A 23,379-nucleotide genomic window follows, 5' to 3' on the forward strand; every position below is an offset into this window, starting at 1 on the left:
ATGTTTTTAGCGAAGGTTAGCTAAAGCAATTCTCTTATTTCAATATACATCTAATACTTAGTTATAAATTTAATATGCTTGGCTAACTACTTGGTGAATTTAGCTATTTTAAGTTGCTCCTACTTGTTTTTATGTTTGCTTGTGTGAATAATAAACATTCGATCAGGAAAAATAATAAAAGTAATTAAATTAAGGATATATATGAAACTTTACCCATACTCAACAATTAAAACAGAAAACCTTAAGGGCCTGCTTATCGCTTCTAGAGTGCTTGGGTTTTTGAGTTATATACTGTTTTTTATAGCTATTTGCATTGGTTTATTTGGTGTTTTTTCTAACCTTGGCGCACCTAAAGATTTAGGGAATGGAATAGTTATGTCTGCACCAAATGCCGGTTTACCTGTGATGATAATGTCAATTTGGGGTGCAGTTTCTGCAGTTTGTATTTTAGCTTTTAGTGGCTTATGTGCAGCTGTTGTATCATGCGAATACAAATATACAAAGTCGGTTTAGCTATATACCAGAGTATTTAGAAAGTAAAAACGGGGCTTCTACTATCTAAATATTTATTTGTAAGACTAGGTTAGCTACCGCGAATAAATCTAAATTTTTTGTTCTTCTTCCTTATCTCAATAGCCTGGTATTCGTTTTAATAATAATACAAAAGCAAATCTACCTTAGCCTTTAATACATCCAAACTGTAGCTAATTTACCTTGATAAACCCTGATTTATAGTTAAAATGGCCGGCTTATTTAACGAATGTACCTACTTTATTACTGACATAGTATTAAAAGCTGCATTAATAGATGTAAATACTAAGCGTGCAATATTATGGCGTTGTTATTTACCTCGTTTTATACCAATCCTCAAAACAGGTTACTTAATTAAGCGAATTGGTATTTGTAAATTTACGTTAGGACGAAAATTGGTTTGATCTCATTGAATGACGATTTAATTGTGGGTAAAGGGGCGCATAGAACGTGTTACAGGCACCCTGAGGCACATAATTTATGTATAAAAGTAAGCCATGAAGGGTTTTCGCAGGAGCAAGACCAAGAGCTGGCTTATTATAAGCGACTTAGTAACCGAAATATTCAGTGGCAGTTGTTAGCGCGATACCATGGTACGGTACACACCAATATTGGCACAGGGTACGTGTTTGACTTAGTGATTGATGCAAATAATCAGCCGGCTAAAACGCTAGAATATTATTTAAATCAGCCAAATAGTGAAGCATTAGCTGAGCCACTATTAAATTTAAAAGATTATTTATTACACAATTTAGTGATCACCAAAGAAATAAAACCACGCAATATAGCGTGTGTTAATAATAACGGCACCATTGAGCGGTGTGTTGTTGTTGATGATATTGGTAATACTGAGTTTTTTCCTATTAGTAATTACGTGAGCTCATCGGCTAAGCGTAAAATAAATAGAAAATGGCAGCGCTTTGAAACGAGTTTAAATGAGCTTGGTTTAAGCCTTAATTAAGTTTTAAACACCGACTTTAAATACTGGCTTTAATTAATAACCACAGCCTCGTTTAATACGCAGGGCTAAGCTAACAGCACATAACCTACCCTGCGCTTAATAACCGTTAGTTACTTTTCTAACTCTTTTACATACAGCATGAGTGCGCTGTACATTACGCTAAGGGCTTTTGTTACATCCTCATCAATAACAGCTTCTGCGGGGTGATGGCTTATCCCGCCAGGGCTGCGTATAAATAGCATGCCCACTGGGCAAATAGGGGCAATAGCCATGGCATCGTGCCCAGCGCCAGAGGCAAGTGAAGGTGATGCTTGGTTATTCAATTTACAGGCACTGCTAAACAATTGCTGAATTTGAGTGTCGCACGCTACGGCGTCGGCCGCATGTGTCCACTGCCAATCAAGCGTTAAATTACGCGATGTTGCAATTTGATCGGCGCGGGTATGTATTGCATTAAGTAATACTGCTAGGTCGGCATCATTTTGTGCGCGTGCATCTAGGCTTATTGTCGTTTTACCGGCAATAACGTTTGTTGCGCCTGGGCGAGCATGAATTTGCCCTACGGTGGCGACTTCACCATTACTCGCGTTTTTTGCTAGTTGCTCTATGGCAAGGGTAAGCTCGGCGCAGCCAACTAACGAATCTTGGCGTAAGTTCATTGGCGTAGTGCCTGCATGGCCGCTTTGGCCTGATAGGGTGATCATAGCGCGTTTGGCGCCAGCAATAGCGGTTACTACGCCTAGCGCCTGGTTTACCGATTCAAGCACTGGGCCTTGCTCTATGTGGGTTTCCCAATAACCGAGTAATTCGTTTTTGTTAAGGGCGGCTTTAGCGTAATCATCAGGGTTTAGGCCAAAATCAAGCATGGCTTGGCGCATGCTAATGCCGTTTGTATCTTGTATATTTAACCACTGGGGGTCAAAATCGTTCGCCAGTGCTTTTGAGCCAATTAACGTGGTGGCAAAGCGGGTGCCTTCTTCATCACAAAAGCCCACTACATCTAAATGAAATGGTAAATCAAGCTTAAGTGTGTGTGCAAGGGCGGCTATTTCAATACCGAGTAGCACACCTAAAATGCCATCAAATGCGCCGGCATTTGGTACGGTGTCTAGGTGTGAGCCAATAATTAATCGTTTAGCGTTTGGGTTAGATGATGCTAAGCGCCCCCATAAATTGCCGACTTCGTCTTGCCACGATTGCATGCCCGCCTCAGCCATCCACGCGGCAGTTACACGGTTACACTCTTTGTGCTCTTTAGATAAATACACACGGTGAATGCCACCTTGCATTTGCGATAGGCCACTGAGCGTTTTACAGCGCAATAACGCGCGCGCGGCAAATTTATTAGCCAGCTCACTGTTTAATAATGGCTCATGGAGGGGGCTTGCAATCGTCATGCTAAATCCTTTTTTTATTTATAATGGGCAAGGGCGGCAATAGCGGCTTCGCCTTTAGGGCCTTTATAGCCGTTGGCGTGTAAGCAGGCATCTAGGCTTGCCAATGTTTGTAATACGGCATCTTTACGGGCGTTGTAACCCATGGTGCCAATACGCCAAATTTTGCCATGCAGCGGCCCAAACGAGGTGCCAATTTCAATACCAAAGTCGGTTAGCATTTGTCCGCGTACGTGGTCAGCATTAATGCCCTCGGGTATATAAACACCCACTACGTTGTTCATTTTATGGTTTAAGTCGCCAAATACGTTTAAGCCCAGCGCTTGAATACCCGTTAGCATGGCATCGCCGTGTAACTTGTGGCGGGCAACGCAGTTATCAACGCCTTCTTCAATAACAATGCGAGCACATTCTGATGCGCAATACAGCATGCTGGTGGCTTCGGTGTGGTGGTTAAGGCGCTCTTCGCCCCAGTAATTCATGATCATGCCTAAATCAAAGTAGTTTGAGCGTACAAATGGCTCTGTGCCATCGGTATGCTGCGCGGTACGAATACCCGCTTCTACTTTTTTGCGTTTTTGGATCCAATCGGCGCATTTATCGCTCAGTGTTAAAGGGGCAGAGCCAGACGGGCCACCTAAACATTTTTGCAAACCAACCGAAAGCGCATCGAGTTTCCACTCATCGGCGGGTAAATCGTTACCTACAATCGAAGCGGTGGCATCGCAGTAAAATAATACGTCGTGCTTTTGGCAAATATCGCCAATGTGTTCAAGGGGTTGGTTCATGGTTGTAGAGGTATCGCCCTGTACCATAGCAAGTACATGGGGTTTTACATCAACAATGGCTTTTTCTATTTGTTCGGGCGTAAATACCTCGCCCCACGGGACTTCTATGGTGTGTACTTTTGCGCCTACGCGCTCGGCTATTTCAGCAAGCAAGTGGCCAAAGCGGCCCATAATGGGCACCAGTACTTTATCGCCTGGGCGTAAAATAGAGCATAAAACGGCTTCTATCCCTGCGCGTGATGTGCCATCAACTAACATGGTCCATTCGTTTTTGGTTTTAAAAATTTCGCGGTAGCGGGCCATGGTTTCGTTCATAAAGCCGGTCATTACTGGGTCGTATTGGCCAATTAGCTGCGCCGACATAGCACGTAGCACGCGTGGATCTGCATTTATTGGGCCTGGGCCCATGAGTAATCGCTGTGGCGGATTTAAAGTTTGAATTTGCGTGTCGCTAAACATGTTTTAGGCTCCCAGAGTCTGAATAAGCATACGAATGCCCGTTATCATTAATACAACGGCAAAGGCGCGTTTTAATTGTTTTTGATCTAGCTTGCTACCAATTTTTACGCCAATAGGGGCAAACAAAATAGTAAGCGGAATAATAAGTATAAAAGCAGGTAGGTTTACAAGGCCCCACGTGCCAAGCGGCGCATCGGTGGGTGTAGTACCAATACTTAATAAAGTAATAACGCCCGGTAACGCGATTAATAAGCCAAATACAGCAGCGGTGCCAACGGCAACATGAGCACGTACGTTAAACGCGTTTAGCATAGGTACGCCAATAGTGCCGCCACCTATGCCAATCATTACCGATAAACCACCGACAATACTTGCCATAATGCCTTGGCCAAATTTACCAGGTAATTTACTAACTAGGGCAGGCGCGCCGGCTCTAAATAACATGTTTAAACTTACTAAAATGGCAATACAGGCAAACATAAATACCAACGCATTACCGCGTATAGAATGAGCTAAGTAGCTACATATCACGGCCATTACCAAAATAAACGGGGCCCAGTATTTAATTAAAGCAAGGTCAATATTGCCTTTTGCATGGTGCGAGCGAATCGACGAAATAGAAGTAGGCACTATGGTGGCAAGCGATGTCGCTGTGGCTATCATCATGGCCGACTCAGGGCTTACGCCAAAGCCTTGCAGTAAAAAGTACAGCACAGGCACAATTACTATGCCGCCGCCTACACCAAATAGGCCTGCTAAAATACCTGCAAAAATACCGGTTGCTATTAAGGCCGCTATAATCGGCCATTGATTTATTATTTCTGTCATTGTGTTCCTGCTGTAGTTACTGTTGCGCGACCATCTGAACGAGGATCGGTGGCTGCTTCAAGGCTGGTAGGCGTATCTAAAATGGCACCTGCATGACCCATCATTTCATTGTTATTATCAACGCTTACCCAGTCGTGGTCACGTTGATTTAATTCATGTTTAACTTGAATTACTAAGCTTTGCTCTACCTTTAAATTTGTGCTTGTATCGCCCCAGGTGCGCCCTAATAACCAACGCGGATCGCTTACTGCTTGGGTAATTGATTTATTACGCCATGCGTAACCACTAAATACAGCAGCTTGTGTTTGTGGCTGGCCTTCGCCGCCCATGGTGCCGTAGGCAAGGCGCCTACCATCGTCAAATTTTGCTAAAGCAGGGTTGAGTGTATGAGCCGGTTTTTTATGCGCTTTTAAGGCATTGGCATCGTTGCTATTTAAACTAAAACTTAAACCGCGGTTATTCCACACAAAGCCGCCTTCGCTCATCAAAATGCCGCTGCCAAATTCCCAGTAAACACTTTGAATAAAGCTTACTAGTTGGCCGTTTTTATCCCGTGCGGCCATCCAAACGGTATCGCCTGGCTCTGCATTAAATGGCCATTGCTTGGCTTGGCTCATATCTATATTGCTGGCAAGCGCACTTAAGCGCTCATCAGTTAATGCGTTTTTATAATCATCGCCAAGCGCGTCTGGGTCGGCCCAAAGTGTAGGGCGGTGAGTAAAGCTTTGTTTGGTTGCCTCAACAATTAAGTGCATCCAATCAGCCTCTGTTTTGGCTAAATGTTTTAGTTTATTAACAGCGCCAATTATTTGCAGAGAATGTACGCCTTGTGTGGGGGCGGGTAAGTTATAACACTGTATGCCCGATAAATTAGCACTGAGCGGCGTTACTAAATCGGCCTGCGTATTGGCAATGTCAGCGCGTGTAATTGCACTGCCTGCGGCATCTAAATCGTTTGCAAACGACTCTGCTAAAGGGCCTTGGTAAAAGGCATTTAAGCCATGCTCGGCTAAGTGCTCAAAGGTACTGGCAAGTTTTGGGTTTTTAAAATGTTGGCCCGCTTGCAACGGTTTACCATTAGGTATGTAAAGTTCTTTGAATGCAGCATTAGTGTTTGAAGCAGTGGCAAGCTTTTCGCAGCCTGCTTGCAAGCTTTTAGATACTGTAAAGCCTTCGCGCGCGAGCTTTATGGCTGGGGCTAAAATAGTACTTAGCGAAAGAGCTGCGTGCTCATCTACCGCAAGGGCTTTTTGCCAGCCGCGTAATGTTGCAGCTTGGGTCAATGCGCTTAAACCGCCGCGCTCTGGTATGTGTGGCTCATTGCTATAGGCGCTTATATCGTTTGGTGCGCGCCCGCAGGCATCAATGGCAGTGGGTATACTTTGGTTTGGATTATCAATAAGCCAAAAACTGTCGCCGCCAATTGAGTTCATATGCGGATATACCACGCTAATAGCAGCCGCTGCCGCTACCATGGCTTCGGTGGCTGTACCGCCTTGTTTTAGTATTAAGGTGCCTGCCTCGGTTGCTGCAAAATGCGGGGCAGTAAAGGCAATGTTGTGTGTGCTCATGCAAGTGTGTCCTGTTTAAAGTGGGCAGCTAATTGTTGTACGCAGGCAAGTAGGCTTTTATCGTTGCCGTGGCTCATCATTAATGAAAACCCATACGGGTGGCCATTTTCTAAATTAGCCAATGGTAAGTGTACTTGCGCCGAGCGGGTCAAGCCCGCAATGGCCGATAAGGTAATTATTTGCATACGTAAGGCGCTTGTGTCGGCGCCCAATTTAGGTGCAGTTGTGGGTGTGGTTGGCAAAAATAAACAATTGTTTGTGTTTAGGTTTTTAGCGATTAGTGTTTGCCATTGGGTTTGTACATTTAGTGCTTCTTGCTCTTCTTGGGCGGTTAGGGCAAGCGCCATGTTAAAACGTGCCGCAATTGCCGGAGCAAACTGGGGAAGTTGCCCAGGCAATTGAAGCCAATCTTTATGCGTTTTTGCGATTGCTCGCCCTTGCAGTATTCTAAAGCTGTCAGCCAGTTCGCTTAATAAGCTGCTGTTAGGCAGTTCAAATTCTTTATGGTGTTTAAAATAAGGTTTGGTTTTTTCAAGTAATTGTTTAAGCGGGGCTTGTAAAGCAGGGTCAACCAGCTCAAATAATGGCTCGCAAATAACTAAGGTATCAACGTTATTAATAGCTTGATTTGGTAACAGTACATTGCCTACATCGCTTAGCAGCTCTGCATTTTGCGTAAGCCAGCCAATGGTATCAAATGGGGGCGCTAGCGGAATTAGGCCATCTTTTTCAATTACGTTATGGCTTGGCCTTATACCAAATAAGCCACAATAACTTGCCGGTATCCTTATAGAGCCACCAGTATCAGTGCCTAAGCCAATATCGGCTAGGTTAACCGCCACAGCTGCTGCCGAGCCCATACTTGAGCCGCCACTTGCATGGCCTTTAAGTTTTGGGTTTTGTGCTGCACCATAGTGAATGTTATTGCCCTCTAAGCTGTAAGCCAGCTCATCGGTATGGGTAAAGCCTGTAAAGCGACAACCCTCATTCATTAGTTTGTTTACGGCACTTGCTGTTTGCTGTGCAGGTTTTGCTGCTTTAAACCAGCTTGGGTTACCTGCGCTGTTGCGCTCGCCTTTAACAGCAAATACATCTTTTACTGCAAGGCGCTTATTTACAAGTGTGCCGTGGGTTTGTGTTTGCCATGCGTTAGGGCCATGGTCACAAAAAATACCGGTAAAATTATTATGTGTTTTGGTACTCATATCACCACTCGTTATAAAGTAAATCTGACCAACTGGTTATAATCAGATTTAGGGTGATTAAAAAGACGAATTAGTTATTATTATTTTTCAGCCCACTGCGTAACATCTTATTTTTATTTTACAGAGCCTGATCCGCTTTTTAATCGGTTAGCTATTATATTGCCTAAAAGCTAAGCAAAAGCAATGCCAAATGCAATAAAGTTGTCCGTTCGGTCAGGTTTTGTTTGGTTTGTATGGGGTTTAGCAGATATTTATAAAAATATAAGTATTAAAGAAGGCGTAATTTAGAGGTGAAAACACACCAAGTTGGTGCGTGATTGCACCAACTTGGTTGCAAATGTGGCGTTTATAGTAATGCGTTAGGGCTAATAATTAAGCCATTTACATCGGCGTATAGCCAATCGTTAGGGTTAATTGTGGTACTAAGCATGGTCACTGTTTGATTTTTATCTCCAAAGCCACGCTTTAATGTACTGCGCGGGGTTGAGCCCAGTGCCATAACCGGTAAATCCATAGTGGCAAGTATTTCAATGTCGCGACAACAGCCGTTAATAATCACGCCTTCCCAGCCGTTTTTTAACGCGCGCTCCGCCATAATATCGCCTATAAAAGCAAAGCGTTTGCTAGCAAAGCCGTCAATAACCAGTACTTTACCCTTGCCGTTTTCATGCAGTATATCGGCGGCAAACGAGTTATCGTCTGGGCAAGTAACGGTAACTGCTTGGCCACTAAACGTGGTTTTTTTACCAAAGTGGCGCAGGCCGCTGTCGGCTACTTGTACGCTATTGCGGTGATCGTCAAATAAGTCTGGGGTAGTAAAATTATCCATGGGTTAAGCCTCACTGTGCTCAGGTATTTTTAAACCAATACCTTTTAAAATTATGTGGGCAGTTGATTGCGTTATTTGTGCCACATCGGTTTCGTCGTATTCTAATTTGTTCATAACCAGTAGCACTTCGGCCTGAAAATCGGCGTAGTACTGCGTAGTTGACCAAATGGTAAATAATAAATGGTAAGGGTCAACATTATCCATTTTGTTTGCATCTATCCAGGCCTGAAACACGTCTACCTTTTGTTTTACCCACGGGCGTGTGTTGGTTCTAAAGTAGTTTTGCAAATAAGGAGCGCCGCGCAGTATTTCACTGGCAAATAAACGTGATTGCAGCGGCTGGTTTACGGCAAGTATGACTTTGCTTTTAATATAGTGATACAGCACATGTGCAGGGTCGTCCTCAGGGGTTACGTTATCTAAGCCTAAGTTCCAGTGTGCAATAATGCGGTCTATTACGTTTTCGTATAGGCCGTCTTTGCTTTTAAAATAATATAAAATATTGGCCTTAGGAACGCCTGCTTCTTTAGCAACCATACTCATACTGGTGCCATCGTAACCAAGCTGAGAAAACAATTGCTCGGCGGCATCGAGTATTAATGTTTGGTTTTTTACTCGGGTGAGTTCTTTTTTATTTGGCTTTGTTTGTGTGCTCATTATGGCGATGCTGTTTTTAACGTGTTGAATGATTGTAACTTTACTGACCAAAAGGTCAAACGCTTAAGTGCAGGCCAAAAACATCTTTATAACAATAAATGATGAGCAACAATTGTTTAACCCACTAATTACTGTTAGCGTAACGTCAAACGTAAGTAGTACTTTTAGGTAGTTAATGGACTTTTTTTCTAATCATAAATACACGCTTTATGGCATTGCCGCTATTTTATTATGGAGTTGTTTAGTGGCTCTGCTCAGGGATGTTTCGGAGTTATTTGGCCCCATAGGTGGGGCAGCGCTTATGTACAGTGTAAGCGCGCTGTTTTTAATTTTGGTAATGGGACGGCCCAAGTTTGCTGGGTTTAATAAGCGCTATATTATTTGGGGTACTGCTTTATTTGCACTTTACGAGGTGTGTTTAGCGCTGTTTGTAGGGCTTGCTAATAATCGCCACCAAGCGGTAGAAATGGCGGTTATAAATTATTTATGGCCCACACTTACCATTTTGCTCAGTATTATAGTTAACCGTAGTAAAGTAAGTGTTTGGATTTACCCCGGTATGCTACTCGCTTTTTTTGGTGTGGCTTGGTGCGTTGGTGGCGATAGTGGGTTATCACTTAATAGTATTATGGGCAATTTTGCCAGTAACCCAATAGCCTACTTGTTGGCGTTTGTAGCACCTTTTATTTGGTCTGTTTACTGTGTAATTACTCAAAAAAATAGCAATGGGCAAAATGCCATTGTGCTGTTTTTTATCGCCACAGCACTAAGCTTATGGGTGTTGTATGGATTAAGTGACGAGCCAAAAATGACCTTTACACTGCACGCGACCGTAACGCTTGTGCTAGCTGGTGTGGTTGTTGGCAGCGGGTATGCTCTTTGGAACCAAGCTATTATTGGCGGTAACTTAATGTTGCTTGGTACGCTTTCGTATTTTACGCCGGTTTTTTCAGCGATTATTTCGGCGCTTTATTTATCTATTACCCTTAGTGCCTCGTTTTGGCAAGGAGTAATAATGGTAACTGGCGGCTCACTCGTATGCTATTTCGTAACGCGTGAAAAACCAGTTAAAAAGCAAATCAACGCCGTAAATTAACGGTGCAAATTTACGGAGTAAACGCATCCTTTTTTAACTGTGTTTGTTTAGCCAGTTAAGCGCAAGTGGCCATAATCCGTCAGATCTTTTGCTAAAAAATTTCATATGGCCAATTTCCTTCAAACCATAGTCGTGTGGGTTTAAGGTTAGGGTTTGTGCTTTTAATTTAGGAAAAACCGAGAGCATATCGGCAACATTTGCATTGTTAGCAATATCGTCATCGGTAGCATTAACCCATATTGAGGGCATAGAAAGCGTGTTGTAACAGTGTTGAAATACGGTATCACCAAATGCTGATTGCACATACCCTTGGGCGTTACACCATTTGCGCCATTGTTTAGCTACGCCTTTAGGTAGTGGCTCGCCCATGCCAAACCACTGCGATTTAGTATGACCAAACAAGGCATTACTAAGAGGAATAACCCCATTCATAAAAAAGTGCGCTTTAACCTGGTACGCTAAGCTCATATTAGTTAATTTACCTGACGAGCAAGCAAAATTAAACGCGGAGCTTAGCTCGTTAGCGTTATGCATTAGCCCCACTAATTGCCCACCGGCGCTATGACCCACTAAATGATACTGCGTATTAGGAAATACCCTTTGCAAATGCTCAAGTACCGCAGGCATATCTTGCTCACCCCAACTTTGTAAACTGGCTTTGCTTTTTTTAATGCTGCGGTTAAGTGATTGGCCAATGCCACTGTTATCAAAAGTAATAACGCCAAAGCCATGTTGCTGTAAGTAAGTAGCAAAGTTTGCATAAAACTGCTGCTTTATACCGGTTGCAGGGGCAATCATCACCGCACCTTTAATAGCGCTGGTGGGTGTAAATACACGGGCGCTTAGGGTTTGCCTGTTATTGCAGGTAATAGTGGTGTGCTCAAAGTGTGGTGCGGTCATTAGAATTATTATTTCCCATATAAAGTACACAGGTAAAAATAATAGCTGGTTAGACCAGTCTCAGCAAGAGGGGAAAGCATTGTTTATACCAACCCTATTAAGTATTTGTTCTAAATTTTACGTCGAATAAACAACTCAGTTTAGGCGTAAATTGCTGTAAATGGTTGCTCCCTTGACGAAAATTCCAACAAAGAAATGAGTTGTTTTAGCAAGTAAAATAGATCAGCTATTTATTGGCGTTGGTATTAAACCACGCCCCAGATAAAATGGGGCGAGAGGAAGGTTTAAATAACTAAAGGGTACTACTTATTTTGCTAAAGCCTTGTTATTGGCTGCTAATGTAGCCTTATTGCCACTAACAATAACGGGCTAGGGGGTATAATAAAAGCTAGTTAATTAGATTTACTGTTTACCTGTGCTAATAAGTCGAGCACTTTTTGTTGGCCAAATTTTTGTGCAAATTGCTCGGCTGTTTGACCGGCTTTGTTTTGATGTGCGTTATCGCAATCAAGGCCTACAAGTGTTTTAGCTATACTAAATTCGCCTCTAAATATGGCGGCCATTAGGGCTGTGTTACCGCGGTTGTCTTCAAGGCATGCATTAGCGCCTAGTTGCAATAAGGTGTTTACCGTATTTTTATTGCCGTGGTAGGTGGCAATCATTAGCGCGGTGTAACCTTTGTTGTTGTAACTATTAATAGGAATGCCAGCATCAACAAATTGCGTTATAACGGCGGTGTCGTCGGTACGTGCGGCTGCAAAGTAATAAGCAAGTAAGCTGTCGTATTGCGACTGGGCGGTGCTTTGTTCTGTTACAGGGCTTTGTGGCTCATTGGCAAAGCCTGAAAAGCTCATCACTAAAGTAAATATAATAAGTAATTTACGCATACTGTTTACCTTTTTAAAAAAGAGGAAAGCTAGGCTTTCCTCAATAACTTACAGGTTGGGTAAAATATTAAAGCTTAGCGGCTAGTTGCTTAACTTGTTTCATGTCGCCGTTTACAGCGTTAGTTAAGCGTGTACCGTATTCGGTATCTGCTTTGTAGAAGTGGCTAAGCATTTTGTGCATAACTTTGCTGTCTTTCACTTTGCCTAAATCGCCGGCTAAGTTGTTAACTAAGTTAGTGCGCTCTTGCTTGCTAAAGCTTCGGTAAAGTACACCCGCTTGAGCAAAGTTTTGCTGCTTTTTAATTGCTGCTTGTTGTACGTAGCCCTTAAGCTCTGTGTTACTTCTGCGTGCAATTGGGTTTTCTGCAACGTTTTCGTGACTTGGTTGGTAGTTCACGTTACTAGTTGTATTACCGTAGTTCATTGCGCCGTCTTGGTTGTAGTTAACCACTTCAACTTTTGCACGGTTAATTGGCAATTGTTGGTGGTTAGCACCTAAGCGGTACATTTGCGTATCGGCGTAAGAGAAAACACGCCCTTGTAATAGTCTGTCTTCAGATGGCTCAATACCCGGAATTACATTTGCCGGTGCCATTGCAACTTGTTCTGTAGATTGGAAGAAGTTAGTTGGCATACGGTTTAGGGTCATGGTGCCTACTTTAGTTTCTTTAACGTCTAACCACATTTTTGTTGCATCTAATGGGTTGTAGTCAAAGTCATCTAACTGCGACGGTTCAAGGGTTTTAATGTATAGATCCCACTTAGGGAAGTTGCCTTTACCAATCTCGCTGTATAGGTCGCGTGTTAAGTGTTGGAAGTCTTTACCTTGCACTTCGTTTACTTCTTTAGCATCAAGGTTATCTATACCTTGTTGGCTTACCCAATGAAACTTAACGTATTTAACATCGCCTGACTTATTAATCATTTTGTAAGCATGTACGCCCCAGCCGTCCATTTTACGTAGGCTTGCTGGTGTACCGTAGTCGCTGTATACCCACGTTAACATGTGAGTAGAACCTGGCTCGTATGAGAAAAAGTCAAAAAAGCGGTTAGGATCTTGAATGTTATCTACCGGTGACGGCTTTAACGAGTGAACCATGTCTGGAAATTTAATCGCATCGCGAATAAAGAATACCGGTAAGTTGTTACCTACTAAATCCCAGTTACCTTGGTCGGTGTAAAACTTAGTAGCAAAACCACGTGGGTCACGTAGTGTTTCTGGGCTACCTTTTGAGTGAATTACTGATGAAAAACGTACAAATACATCAGTTTCTTTGCCCGCTTCTGCAAACGGTGCAGCAATTGTTAAGTCATCTAATTCTTTAGACGCTACAAACACACCGTGTGCACCTGTACCACGCGCATGCACTACACGCTCAGGAATACGCTCACGTGCAAAACGTTGTAGCTTTTGAATTAGGTGTACGTCTTCAAGTAATACACTTCCGCGCTCGCCTGCGGTAATAGAGTTTTGGTTGTCGCCAACAGCTGCGCCGTTGTCTTTAGTAAGGGTAGTTGCGGCACTTGCAGGTAATGCCATTGCTAAAGCTAATGCGCTTAGCGTTAACGTAGATTTATTATTAATCGTGTTTTTTTGAGTATTCATTGTCGACCTCATCTGTATAAAAGTGCCGGCAGTGTTGCTGGCTGTTTAACTGTTAACGAGTGTATTAACAAAAGTGAGTTCGGTAAAATTGATTGTTTAGATTGGAGTAATCACAAATTTAGATTGCTGTTTGCGTGCTGCCTTCTATTTTCTAAATAGCGGTTTTGTAATGTTCGACCTTAGTCGTAATTGCAATTTTGAAATCAATGAAAATACAGACAATTTCATATTTAATGAATAAATATTCACCACTGTGGTGCGTTTTTCACTAACAAGATGTTGACTTATTATAACAATAAAGAGAATATGCTCACTTGCTGGGCTTATGCTCAAGTTAAGGTTGCACCAAACTAGGTGCATATAAAGGGGCAATATGAATACTAAAATAGAATTAGTTATTTTTGATTGTGATGGCGTTGTTATAGATAGCGAAATATTAAGCGCGCAAGTGTTAATAAACATGCTTGCAGAGATTGGCGTTAATATTGACCGAGCCTATGTACAACAATATTTTTTGGGCTGTAATTTTAAAACAGTTACCCAAAACTTATTCGATACCTTTAACGTGACCTTAGCTGAGAGCTTTGAAGCCGATTACCGAGAAGCATTATTAAACGAGTTCGAAACTGCATTAATGCCAACTAACGGCATTAAACACGTGCTAGAGCAATTATCTGTACCTTGTTGTATTGCAACAAGCAGTAGCCCTAAACGCACCGCTAAAGCGCTTAATGTGGTTAATTTATCGCAGCACTTTAATAAGGTATTTACCTCAAGTGAGGTAAAAAATGGTAAGCCCGCACCCGATTTATTTTTACATGCCGCTGAGCAAATGGGCGTGAAGCCACAAAATTGTTTAGTGATTGAAGATTCAAAAGCCGGCGTGTGCGCCGCACTTGCCGCCAATATGCAGGTTTTGCATTACAGCGGGGGTGGGCATATGCAAGATGCAGTGAACTTTGTTCACCAAGCTTACCCAAAGGTAGCGCATTTAACGCATTGGGATGACTTTTATAAGCAGTACCCAACATTACAAACACAGTAATAGAATATCAACGTTGAGCTTTATGACACTGACAAAGCTTAACGTAAAAATGCATTAATTATTAATTAGTTATAGTAGTAGCATTATAAAAAGGCACGGTGATTTACTCACTATTAATTTAAATAAAAAACACTTATTTAAATTAATAGTTAACCTGAACTTTGGTTAAGAGATTTACTAACATATTAAATCAAAAGTGATATCTATGTTTATTTTCTCTAGCCAGAGATTTACAGTGAAAACAAGGCGAAATTACGCGTCAATAGCTAGCCTATTGCAAGTAAATTTAACGTAGTTAGCGCTGGAAATAGCTGCTTGAGATAGATTTATTATCCAGAGTTCAGGTTAGTTAGGGCTGTGCTTAAAACAATAGGAAAATACCATGGCATCAAGTCCACACACACAAACATTTAACGATGTTAACGAAGAGCAATTGCCCGTTGCTAATCATAAGCTTCATGGTTGGAAGCACTTTGCTGGTTTATACGCTGGTGAACACGTTGCTGCAACCGAGTTTGTTATTGGTGCAACCTTTGTTGCATTAGGCGCATCGACCATCGACATTCTATTAGGTTTATTAATTGGTAACCTATTAGCTATGTGTTCGTGGTGGTTAATTACCTCTCCAATTGCGGTAGAAACACGCTTAAGTTTATACAACTACCTAAATAAAATTGCGGGTAACTCAATGACCAAGCTCTATAACTGGGCAAATGTGGTCATATTTAGTGTGATATCCGCCGCCATGATCACGGTATCGGCGACCGCAGTGCGGTTTTTGTTTGATATACCCGCGCAACTCGATTGGTACCCTAACAGCTTAGCATTTGTGGCCATTGTTTTATCGGTTGGCTCTATTGTTGTATTTGTGGCTATGTATGGTTTTTCAACCGTTGCTGATTTTTCTAAAATTTGTGCGCCATGGTTATTTGTTATTTTTATAGCGGGCTCGTTTGCATTGTTCCCTGAGCTTTCTAATCATGTATTAGGAGTGACCACGCTAACAGGGTTTGATGACTTTATGGCGATAGGGGATTCTTCTATTTGGACCGGTACCACCGCTGATGGCGAAAAAGGTATTGGCTTATTAGAGGTTATTGGTTTTGCATGGGCTGCAAACTCTATTACCCACTTTGGCTTAATTGATATGGCAATTTTTAGATTTGCTAAACGCAAAAGCTACGGTTTGTTTTCAGGCGTAGGTATGTTTTTTGGCCATTACTTAGCATGGATATCGGCCGGTATTATGGGCGCAGGTGTTGCGGTATTACTTAAAACAACTATTTCATCACTTGATCCAGGTGACGTTGCTTACCACGCATTAGGCTGGACAGGCTTTGTTATTGTAATTATTGCGGGCTGGACTACAGCTAACGCCAACCTTTACCGCGCAGGCCTTGCAGCACAATCTATTTTTGTTGACCAATCGCGCGAGCGCACTACCGCAATTGTCGGTGTTGTAACCGTTATAATTGCGTGTTTCCCGTTTGTATTTTCGCAAATGTTACCGCTTTTAACTTACGCAGGCTTATTAGTAGTACCTGTAGGCGGCATTGTATTTGCCGAGCATGTTTTATTTCCTAAAATTGGTTTAACCCGTTACTGGGCTAAATACAAAAACATTACACGTAGCGTACCAGCCATTGCCTCTTGGGCATTAGCACTTGTGTTTGGCTTTGGTTTAAATGCAATTGATGTAATGTCGTTTTACTACTTATTTATTCCTACTTGGATTTTCACCATTGTTATTTACACGCTACTGGCTAAAAAATACGGCGCAGGTGAAGACTACAGCAAAGAAATTGCAGCAGAAGAGCAAGAGCAGCAAGACATTAAAGAGTACCAAGCAGGACTTGCAGAAAACGTTCAAGCTCCCGTTGTTGATAACTCAATGCTAACCAAAGTGTTAAATGGCGTGTCGACTGTTTCGTTACTTATTATTTTTGGCTTTGCCAGCCAAGTAATGTTTTTTAGTGACAGCATGAGCATTTACGCAGGAAATAAATCTCAGTTTGAAATTGCATGTTTTATTTGCACCATTATTTATTTTGCAACCGCTTACTGGTCGCTATTGCGCCATAAAGCACTCAATACTGCATCTTAATTTAAATTTTTAATATTGTTTTAGTAAGGTCGCACCATGACGCAACACCAGCACACTGACGCTCTTGTTAAAGGGCTAAACCAACAAAGCTTGGCAGATATGCCAAGCCATGTAGATACACCAAACTACGACCGTAGTAAGCTAAAAGCGGGTATAGTTCATATTGGTGTGGGCGGCTTTCACCGTGCACACCAAGCGGTGTACATTAACGAGCTATTAAAAACGCCAGGTGCTGAACAGTGGGGTATTTGTGGTGTTGGCTTATTAGAAGGTAACCGTGGTCTGCGCGATATTTTAAAGCAGCAAGACTACCTTTACACGCTAACGGTAAGACACCCAAACGGGCAAATAGATAACAAAGTTATTGGCTCTATGATTGACTTTTTGTTTGCTCCAGAGGACAAACAAGCGGTTATTAATAAGCTTGCGCACAGCGATACGCATATTGTGTCGTTAACCATTACCGAAGGCGGCTATAACTTTAACCCAGTTACGGGTGAGTTTGACTACTCAAACCCAGACATTATTAACGACATTAATAACCCGAACGACCCAATTACGGCGTTTGGCTACATTACTGCTGCGTTAAAGCTACGTAAAGAACAAGGCCTTGATGCGTTTACAGTACAGTCGTGCGATAACATTCAGCACAACGGTAATGTAACGCGTAAAATGCTACTTGCCTTTGCGGCCGAGCAAGACAAAGAACTAAGCGAATGGATTGCTACTAACGTAACTTTCCCCAATGCAATGGTTGACCGTATTACGCCAGTGTCTAAAAAGAGCGATATTGACTACGTTGTTGATGCGTACGGTGTTAGCGATGAATGGCCAATTACCTGTGAGTCGTTTACTCAATGGGTCATTGAAGACTCATTTTGCTGCGGACGCCCAGATTGGGATAGCGTTGGCGCACAATTTGTAAGTGACGTAACACCTTTTGAGACCATGAAAATACGCTTATTAAATGCAGGCCATTCGGTACTGGGTTTATTAGGCTCTGTACATGGCTACGGCACAATTGACGAAACAGTATCAGATCCTTTATTTGCAAAGTACTTACGTGCGTTTATGGATAGAGAAGTAACGCCTAACCTAGAGAAATTAGAAGGCATTGATCTTGAAATCTACAAAGACACGCTAATTGAGCGCTTTGCTAATCCAAACATTAAAGACAGCTTATCGCGCATTTGTTCAGAAAGCGCAGCAAAGCTACCTAAGTTTTTAATTGCCACTATTAACGAAAATCTAGCCCATGGCCGTGATGTATCACTTGCGACCCTGGTTATTGCTGCATGGTGTTTTTACAGCGATAAAGGCGAAGATGAGCAAGGCAATAAGCTTGAAATAATCGATGCAATGCAAAGCGAGTTACATGAAGCCGCGGCTAAAACGGCGACTGATGACCTTGCATTTTTATCGCTAACAAGCTTATTTGGCGATTTAAATACGCAAAGTGCCTTTACGTCTCACTACAAAAACAATGTAGAAGCGTTATACGCACCGGCTAGCAAAATTAAAGCAATTATGAATAACGTGCTTGAGCCTAAAGGTAACTAATAATGAGCATTTTAATTGATTCTAAACAAGGTAAAGACGTAAGCGTAAGTTGCTTTGGCGAAGTACTATGGGATTGTTTTGCAAACGATAAACGCTTAGGCGGCGCGCCGCTTAACATGTGTGTGCGTATTAACTCACTGGGCATTAAGGCCGACATGATAAGCGCTGTAGGTAACGATGAACTGGGTACTGAGCTACTAGGCGAAATTAAAAGCAAAGGCGTAAGCTGCGAATACATTGGCGTTAATAACGACAAAAAAACCAGCACAGTACAAGTTACCTTAGATAAAAGCGGCTCAGCCAGCTACGAAATAGTTGCCGACACTGCGTGGGATAACATTGAGCTTACAGACTCACTTATTGAAAAAGTAAAAGCCAGTGATGTATTTGTATTTGGCAGCTTAATTGGCCGAAGCGAAGCCTCACTTGCCACATTAAACCAATTAGTTGATGTAGCTAACTTTAAAGTGTTTGACGTAAATTTACGTGCGCCACACTACACGTTAGACACATTAGTAGATTTAATGAATAAAGCCGACTTCATCAAATTAAACGATGAAGAGCTTTATGAAATTGCCAAGGCAATGGGCTGTAAGTTCCATTCACTTGAGCAAAACTTAGCGTTTATTGCACAGCAAACTAACACCGAATACTTATGTGTAACTAAAGGCAGCCACGGTGCACTACTAACCATAAAAGGCGAAAATTACTATAACTCAGGTTATTTAATTAGCGTTGTGGATACAGTAGGCGCGGGGGATTCGTTTTTAGGGTCGTTAATTTATCAGCTTTGTAGTAGCGATTGTGCACAACATGCTGTTGATTTTGCGTGTGCAGTAGGTGCAATGGTGGCCGAAAGTGCCGGTGCTACACCTACACTTACTCATGAACAAATTAACGAGTTTATGAGCCCAGCGTAACGTAAAAAATCACAGTTACACCCAATCATTGTGTGTGTAAGCGGCTTTACTTTTATAGTAAAGCCGCTTTTTTTTGCTTTAATTTTTATTAATAAAGCCGTTTAGATTAAGTGATGAGCAAGGTGCATAAAAAGTGGCTTAAATAGGGTCTGTTGACCTTTGCAGTTTGAAATTTGTTCAAACTAGGGGCGGTTTAATCGCGGCGCGAGGTTTGTAACCTAGTGGGCTAAGTCAAAACCGAGCAACAAAGAGTAAATCGCCCCTAGGCAGAACCCGAAGGGCAGCGCCTGTTTGGCATTAATGCTGCGTTATCGCCTACTTATGGGGAATAACCACACCACATAGGCTCTGCCTTGCCTAAATACCAAACAGGCTGCTGCAAATTTAACCTTGAAAGGTCTACAGACCCTTGTGTATTAGCTATTCGTCTTATAGCGGGGGGATTAATACTTTGTTAATGTTCGTCGATTATTCATGGATTGAAAGGCGGGGCGGCAATTAGGCGCTCTATACTCCAAATACAAAAAGAGAAACGTGCTTTATGATCATCTTTTTTATCTGCATAACAATCTTAATACTGGGATATAAGTTTTATAGCCCGTTTGTTGAAAAACAAGCAGGTATGGATACAACAGTTGATACACCACAAAAACGCTTTAGCGAAGGTGTTGACTATGTAGCCATTCACCCTGTGCGTGCATTTTTAATTCAATTTTTAAATATTGCGGGCGTAGGCCCTATATTTGGCCCAATTTTAGGTGCGCTTTATGGACCGGTAGCACTTGTGTGGATTGTGCTTGGTAACGTATTAGGCGGTGCAGTACACGACTTCTTCTCAGGTGTGATGAGCATTAAAGAAGATGGCAAAAGCTTACCAGAAATAGCAGGGCACTATTACAACGTTGTGTTTAAAGGCTTTATGCTAATATTTACAGCCATGCTGCTGTTTTTTGTGGGCGTTGTATTTATTATGAGCCCAGCAGGCTTATTAAGTAATTTAGATGTATTTGAAGGCACTTTTTTTGCTAATAATACTTTTTGGGTTTTGGCTATTTTAGCGTACTACTTTTTAGCAACCCTGCTACCTATTGATAAAATTATTACTAAGTTTTACCCGCTATTTGGTTTATTAATGATTGTAATGACTACATTAATAGCCGGTGCGTTATTACTAGATGCACCACACTTACCAGTTGCAGGCGACTTTTTAGCCTACTTTGAAGCCGACCACGCGCATGACTTTTTAGAGCCAAACCCTGATGGCCTGCCAACCTGGCCGTTACTGTTTATTACCATTACCTGTGGTGCTATTAGTGGCTTTCACTCTACCCAAGCGCCTATTATTGCCCGCTGTTTAACAAACGAAAAATACGTACGCCCAGTATATTACGGCGCAATGATGTGTGAAGGCATTGTAGGTTGTGTATGGGCACTTGCGGGTATTGCTGCATTCCCAGAAGGCTACGCTGGCTTAAAAGCATTGCTTGATCAAGGTGGCCCAGGTTTAGTGGTTAACCATGTAGCAAATAGTTACTTAGGCGTAATGGGCGGTATTATGGCCATTATTGCTGTTGCGGTGTTCCCTATTACCTCTGGCGATACGGCGTTCCGTTCACTGCGTTTAACCGTGGTTGATGCGTTTAATATTCCGCAAAGCTTACGTAATCGTTTATTACTGGCTGTGCCAATTTTAACGATTGCCTTTTTTATGACTAAATTAGATTTCTCAGTTATTTGGCGCTACTTTGCATTTTCAAACATGCTGCTTTCAACCAGTGTGCTATGGCTTGCAACTAAGTACTTATTTGATAGACGTGCATTCCACTGGATCACCAGCATACCTGCTGTTATCGCTACTGGCGTAACACTTTCGTATATCATGACTGCTGCTATTGGCTTTAATTTATCGGCCGACTTAGGTAAACCAATTGGTGCCGCTGTGGTTGTTATTGGCTTAGTAGGTTTAGTATTTGTACACTCTAAGCATAAAAAGCTAGATGTAGCGTAAAGCGTTAAAAATTAAATAAGCGAGCTTAATAAGCTCGCTTTTTTTATGCATAAAATTTACTCTCACACTATGCAATTTTAAAGGTAATAAAATGAAGATAGCCGCCGATTTTACCCAGAGAGTCGTTGTTCATAGTGAGCAACTTAATTGGAGCCCTTCGCCAATGGCGGGCGTTGATAGGCGCCCACTTGATAGAGTAGGCGCAGAGGTAGCCCGTGCTACAAGCATTGTACGTTATGCACCAGGGAGCGAGTTTTCGCCTCATGTGCATACAGGCGGCGAAGAATTTATAGTACTAGAAGGGGTATTTCAAGATGAGCATGGCGATTTTCCACAAGGCTCTTATATTCGTAACCCACCGCAATCAAAGCACAAACCAGGCTCTGATGAAGGCTGCATAATATTTGTAAAGCTTTGGCAATTTCAGCCACAAGATAGAACCCACGTACGCTTACAAACACAGCATATGGGCAGCGTGCAACACGACACATTTAAAGGCCTTGCCATAACCCCACTTTATAAAGATGACTTTGAAGATGTGAGCTTATTGCATTTTGAGGCAGACGCTAACATGCAAATTAGCGCAAGCGAGGGGGCTGAGTTACTCGTGCTTGAAGGCGATATAAGTGAGCAATCAGACGTATTAGTAAAACACAGTTGGTTAAGGCTGCCTATTAACAGTGAGCTTAATATAACCGCAGGTAAGCAAGGTGCAAAAGTGTGGCTTAAATTAGGGCACTTAACAGATGTAGATAAGCAAATAGAGCGCGTACAAAACGCTTAGCAAATAGCATTATTTAGCAGTATTGTTTGATTTAGTTCAGTACTAATTAACTTAATACGGTGTAGTTTTATGGTTTAACTCAGTAAGTGATGGGTATTTTTGGGGTTTTTATTTTTTAAAGGGAATAATTTCACTTTATAGGCTTTAATTAACTCCAACTTTCGTTATTAAACCCACTCACACAGGCTGTAAATAACATAAGCGCACCCGATTAAGGAGAGCAGCATGGTACACACAACACATGGTTTATCTATTGGTATTGAACGCGCAGGCCGAGAATTCTTTTTAAAATTAAAAGCAGTGGGTACACTCACCCATGAAGACTATAAAGTCATTACCCCCATGATCGACTCTGCCCTTGGCGAGGTTAAACACCCTATAGCAAACGTGCTTATTGATGCCAGCGAGTTAGAAGGTTGGGAGCTTCGCGCCGCGTGGGATGATTTAAAGCTTGGCGTAAGGCACTCAAAAGAATTTAATAAAATTGCTATTTATGGCAATCAAGAATGGCAAGCCCGCATGGCTAAAATAGGCAATTGGTTTATTTCAGGCGAGGTGCAATACTACGAAAACGCCACCGCTGCCATCGATTGGCTAGATGAATAGCTTGATTGATAAAGTTTAAGTTAAAGCACTCTTATAGAGTGCTTTTTTATATAGGAGCGTTAATAAGTTTTTGAATTTGCTTTATTTTAATTGTTAATGTTGCTTAATTAAAATACACTTCTTAGTACTAATAAAACTACACATTATAATAACAATGAAACACGTACTTGCCCTTTTTGTATTACTCATATTTTCTACATCAATACATGCAAAAGACAACACCATATTTACGCCCGTGAGCGATTTATTTTTAGCTGTTTCTAACTTTGATCACGCAAAAATGCGCGCGGCTGTTGACGATTCATTCTTGCTTTTAGAGCACGGTGAAGTGTGGACTATTGATGACTTTGTAAACGTTGTTAAACCCGCTGATTACATAAGAACTAATTATTTTAGTGTTATAAATTCGCGTGTAGAAGGAAATGTTGCGTTTATTAATTACTGGAATAAAGCCAATTTTAAAAACGCCGATAAAAGCGGTGACATTTATTGGTTAGAAAGCGTGGTTGTATCAAAAGTGGGTGACAAATGGCTATTATCGCAAATGCACTCAACCCGTTTACCACAAGGTGAAACACCTAAAGGCGTTACTTTTATTAAGCAATAATTATAAATTAGGTTAAGCCCCGCTATTTGGGGC

Annotated in this window: 21 protein-coding genes; 11 read left to right on the top strand and 10 right to left on the bottom strand. The window is 41.9% G+C overall.

Annotated features, from left to right (window positions below; translation table 11 throughout):
* Positions 1-201: 201 nt before the first annotated feature.
* Both AN395_RS00625 and AN395_RS00635 read left to right on the top strand, forming a co-directional pair.
* On the top strand, positions 202-513 hold the full coding sequence (locus AN395_RS00625) for a hypothetical protein (protein WP_004587081.1): 312 nt from the start codon (positions 202-204) through the stop codon (positions 511-513).
* A gap of 418 nt (positions 514-931) precedes the next feature.
* Complete coding sequence (locus AN395_RS00635) at positions 932-1,492, top strand: YrbL family protein (RefSeq protein ID WP_157683936.1); 561 nt, start codon at positions 932-934, stop codon at positions 1,490-1,492.
* A gap of 110 nt (positions 1,493-1,602) precedes the next feature.
* Here AN395_RS00635 and AN395_RS00640 read toward each other — a convergent pair whose 3' ends face one another.
* From AN395_RS00640 to AN395_RS00670, 7 genes are all read right to left on the bottom strand, one after another.
* Positions 1,603-2,889, bottom strand: coding sequence for an allantoate amidohydrolase (locus AN395_RS00640; RefSeq protein WP_054981714.1), 1,287 nt, complete (start codon positions 2,887-2,889; stop codon positions 1,603-1,605).
* 14 nt (positions 2,890-2,903) lie between these two features.
* Positions 2,904-4,133, bottom strand: coding sequence for an alanine--glyoxylate aminotransferase family protein (locus AN395_RS00645; RefSeq protein WP_004587084.1), 1,230 nt, complete (start codon positions 4,131-4,133; stop codon positions 2,904-2,906).
* 3 nt (positions 4,134-4,136) lie between these two features.
* Positions 4,137-4,961, bottom strand: a complete 825-nt coding sequence (locus tag AN395_RS00650; RefSeq protein ID WP_054981715.1) for a sulfite exporter TauE/SafE family protein — start codon at positions 4,959-4,961, stop codon at positions 4,137-4,139.
* Positions 4,958-6,532, bottom strand: coding sequence for a gamma-glutamyltransferase family protein (locus tag AN395_RS00655; protein WP_054981716.1), 1,575 nt, complete (start codon positions 6,530-6,532; stop codon positions 4,958-4,960). Before AN395_RS00655 ends, AN395_RS00650 begins: the two co-directional genes overlap by 4 nt.
* On the bottom strand, positions 6,529-7,737 hold the full coding sequence (locus tag AN395_RS00660; RefSeq protein ID WP_054981717.1) for an amidase family protein: 1,209 nt from the start codon (positions 7,735-7,737) through the stop codon (positions 6,529-6,531). The genes AN395_RS00655 and AN395_RS00660 overlap by 4 nt, the downstream gene beginning before the upstream one ends.
* A gap of 346 nt (positions 7,738-8,083) precedes the next feature.
* A complete protein-coding gene (locus AN395_RS00665; RefSeq protein ID WP_054981718.1) occupies positions 8,084-8,566 on the bottom strand; it encodes a putative 4-hydroxy-4-methyl-2-oxoglutarate aldolase in 483 nt (160 codons plus the stop codon).
* 3 nt (positions 8,567-8,569) lie between these two features.
* Positions 8,570-9,223: a TetR/AcrR family transcriptional regulator gene (locus AN395_RS00670; RefSeq protein ID WP_024032802.1), complete on the bottom strand. Its 654-nt coding sequence runs from the start codon at positions 9,221-9,223 to the stop codon at positions 8,570-8,572.
* A gap of 175 nt (positions 9,224-9,398) precedes the next feature.
* Here AN395_RS00670 and yddG point away from each other — a divergent pair, with 175 nt between their 5' ends.
* The gene (yddG, locus tag AN395_RS00675) at positions 9,399-10,319 is read left to right on the top strand and encodes an aromatic amino acid DMT transporter YddG (protein WP_054981719.1); all 921 of its coding nucleotides are present in this window, start codon (positions 9,399-9,401) and stop codon (positions 10,317-10,319) included.
* Positions 10,320-10,352: 33 nt separating this feature from the next.
* On the opposite strand, the gene AN395_RS00680 is transcribed toward yddG, so the two are convergent.
* The 3 genes from AN395_RS00680 to AN395_RS00690 all read right to left on the bottom strand — a co-directional run bounded on the left by AN395_RS00680 (position 10,353) and on the right by AN395_RS00690 (position 13,712).
* Positions 10,353-11,219: an alpha/beta fold hydrolase gene (locus AN395_RS00680; RefSeq protein ID WP_054981720.1), complete on the bottom strand. Its 867-nt coding sequence runs from the start codon at positions 11,217-11,219 to the stop codon at positions 10,353-10,355.
* Positions 11,220-11,611: 392 nt separating this feature from the next.
* Positions 11,612-12,073: an ankyrin repeat domain-containing protein gene (locus AN395_RS00685; RefSeq protein WP_374276184.1), complete on the bottom strand. Its 462-nt coding sequence runs from the start codon at positions 12,071-12,073 to the stop codon at positions 11,612-11,614.
* A gap of 100 nt (positions 12,074-12,173) precedes the next feature.
* Positions 12,174-13,712 carry a catalase gene (locus AN395_RS00690; RefSeq protein ID WP_054981721.1) on the bottom strand — a complete coding sequence of 513 codons (1,539 nt, stop codon included), beginning with the start codon at positions 13,710-13,712 and terminating at the stop codon, positions 12,174-12,176.
* 373 nt (positions 13,713-14,085) lie between these two features.
* Between AN395_RS00690 and AN395_RS00695 the strand changes: the two genes are divergently transcribed.
* The 8 genes from AN395_RS00695 (at position 14,086) to AN395_RS00730 (ending at position 23,346) form a co-directional block, all read left to right on the top strand.
* On the top strand, positions 14,086-14,757 hold the full coding sequence (locus AN395_RS00695; protein ID WP_054981722.1) for an HAD family phosphatase: 672 nt from the start codon (positions 14,086-14,088) through the stop codon (positions 14,755-14,757).
* Positions 14,758-15,139: 382 nt separating this feature from the next.
* Positions 15,140-16,861, top strand: a complete 1,722-nt coding sequence (locus AN395_RS00700) for a cytosine permease (RefSeq protein WP_029772305.1) — start codon at positions 15,140-15,142, stop codon at positions 16,859-16,861.
* Positions 16,862-16,897: 36 nt separating this feature from the next.
* The gene (locus AN395_RS00705; protein ID WP_024032787.1) at positions 16,898-18,421 is read left to right on the top strand and encodes a mannitol dehydrogenase family protein; all 1,524 of its coding nucleotides are present in this window, start codon (positions 16,898-16,900) and stop codon (positions 18,419-18,421) included.
* A 2-nt stretch (positions 18,422-18,423) separates the two neighbouring features.
* Complete coding sequence (locus AN395_RS00710) at positions 18,424-19,341, top strand: carbohydrate kinase (protein ID WP_024032786.1); 918 nt, start codon at positions 18,424-18,426, stop codon at positions 19,339-19,341.
* Positions 19,342-19,882: 541 nt separating this feature from the next.
* Positions 19,883-21,349, top strand: a complete 1,467-nt coding sequence (locus tag AN395_RS00715; protein ID WP_004589533.1) for a carbon starvation protein A — start codon at positions 19,883-19,885, stop codon at positions 21,347-21,349.
* Positions 21,350-21,440: 91 nt separating this feature from the next.
* Positions 21,441-22,133: a cupin domain-containing protein gene (locus tag AN395_RS00720; RefSeq protein ID WP_054981723.1), complete on the top strand. Its 693-nt coding sequence runs from the start codon at positions 21,441-21,443 to the stop codon at positions 22,131-22,133.
* A gap of 225 nt (positions 22,134-22,358) precedes the next feature.
* Positions 22,359-22,739 (top strand): STAS/SEC14 domain-containing protein, encoded by a 381-nt coding sequence (locus tag AN395_RS00725; protein WP_024032784.1) that lies wholly within the window; start codon positions 22,359-22,361, stop codon positions 22,737-22,739.
* A gap of 154 nt (positions 22,740-22,893) precedes the next feature.
* Entirely contained in the window at positions 22,894-23,346 is a 453-nt protein-coding gene (locus tag AN395_RS00730) for a nuclear transport factor 2 family protein (protein WP_024032783.1), read from the top strand.
* Positions 23,347-23,379: the final 33 nt, after the last annotated feature.

Origin of the sequence: Pseudoalteromonas sp. P1-30 (genome assembly GCF_001400005.1) — a bacterium.
GTDB classification, from domain to species: Bacteria; Pseudomonadota; Gammaproteobacteria; order Enterobacterales; family Alteromonadaceae; genus Pseudoalteromonas; species Pseudoalteromonas atlantica.

Coding starts and splice junctions, on each gene's coding strand:
- AN395_RS00625 (WP_004587081.1), top strand. CDS start 202: ATGAAACTTTACCCATACTCAACAATTAAAACAGAAAACCTTAAGGGC.
- AN395_RS00640 (WP_054981714.1), bottom strand. CDS start 2,889: ATGACGATTGCAAGCCCCCTCCATGAGCCATTATTAAACAGTGAGCTG.
- AN395_RS00645 (WP_004587084.1), bottom strand. CDS start 4,133: ATGTTTAGCGACACGCAAATTCAAACTTTAAATCCGCCACAGCGATTA.
- AN395_RS00650 (WP_054981715.1), bottom strand. CDS start 4,961: ATGACAGAAATAATAAATCAATGGCCGATTATAGCGGCCTTAATAGCA.
- AN395_RS00655 (WP_054981716.1), bottom strand. CDS start 6,532: ATGAGCACACACAACATTGCCTTTACTGCCCCGCATTTTGCAGCAACC.
- AN395_RS00660 (WP_054981717.1), bottom strand. CDS start 7,737: ATGAGTACCAAAACACATAATAATTTTACCGGTATTTTTTGTGACCAT.
- AN395_RS00665 (WP_054981718.1), bottom strand. CDS start 8,566: ATGGATAATTTTACTACCCCAGACTTATTTGACGATCACCGCAATAGC.
- AN395_RS00670 (WP_024032802.1), bottom strand. CDS start 9,223: ATGAGCACACAAACAAAGCCAAATAAAAAAGAACTCACCCGAGTAAAA.
- yddG (WP_054981719.1), top strand. CDS start 9,399: ATGGACTTTTTTTCTAATCATAAATACACGCTTTATGGCATTGCCGCT.
- AN395_RS00680 (WP_054981720.1), bottom strand. CDS start 11,219: ATGACCGCACCACACTTTGAGCACACCACTATTACCTGCAATAACAGG.
- AN395_RS00685 (WP_374276184.1), bottom strand. CDS start 12,073: ATGAGCTTTTCAGGCTTTGCCAATGAGCCACAAAGCCCTGTAACAGAA.
- AN395_RS00690 (WP_054981721.1), bottom strand. CDS start 13,712: ATGAATACTCAAAAAAACACGATTAATAATAAATCTACGTTAACGCTA.
- AN395_RS00695 (WP_054981722.1), top strand. CDS start 14,086: ATGAATACTAAAATAGAATTAGTTATTTTTGATTGTGATGGCGTTGTT.
- AN395_RS00700 (WP_029772305.1), top strand. CDS start 15,140: ATGGCATCAAGTCCACACACACAAACATTTAACGATGTTAACGAAGAG.
- AN395_RS00705 (WP_024032787.1), top strand. CDS start 16,898: ATGACGCAACACCAGCACACTGACGCTCTTGTTAAAGGGCTAAACCAA.
- AN395_RS00710 (WP_024032786.1), top strand. CDS start 18,424: ATGAGCATTTTAATTGATTCTAAACAAGGTAAAGACGTAAGCGTAAGT.
- AN395_RS00715 (WP_004589533.1), top strand. CDS start 19,883: ATGATCATCTTTTTTATCTGCATAACAATCTTAATACTGGGATATAAG.
- AN395_RS00720 (WP_054981723.1), top strand. CDS start 21,441: ATGAAGATAGCCGCCGATTTTACCCAGAGAGTCGTTGTTCATAGTGAG.
- AN395_RS00725 (WP_024032784.1), top strand. CDS start 22,359: ATGGTACACACAACACATGGTTTATCTATTGGTATTGAACGCGCAGGC.
- AN395_RS00730 (WP_024032783.1), top strand. CDS start 22,894: ATGAAACACGTACTTGCCCTTTTTGTATTACTCATATTTTCTACATCA.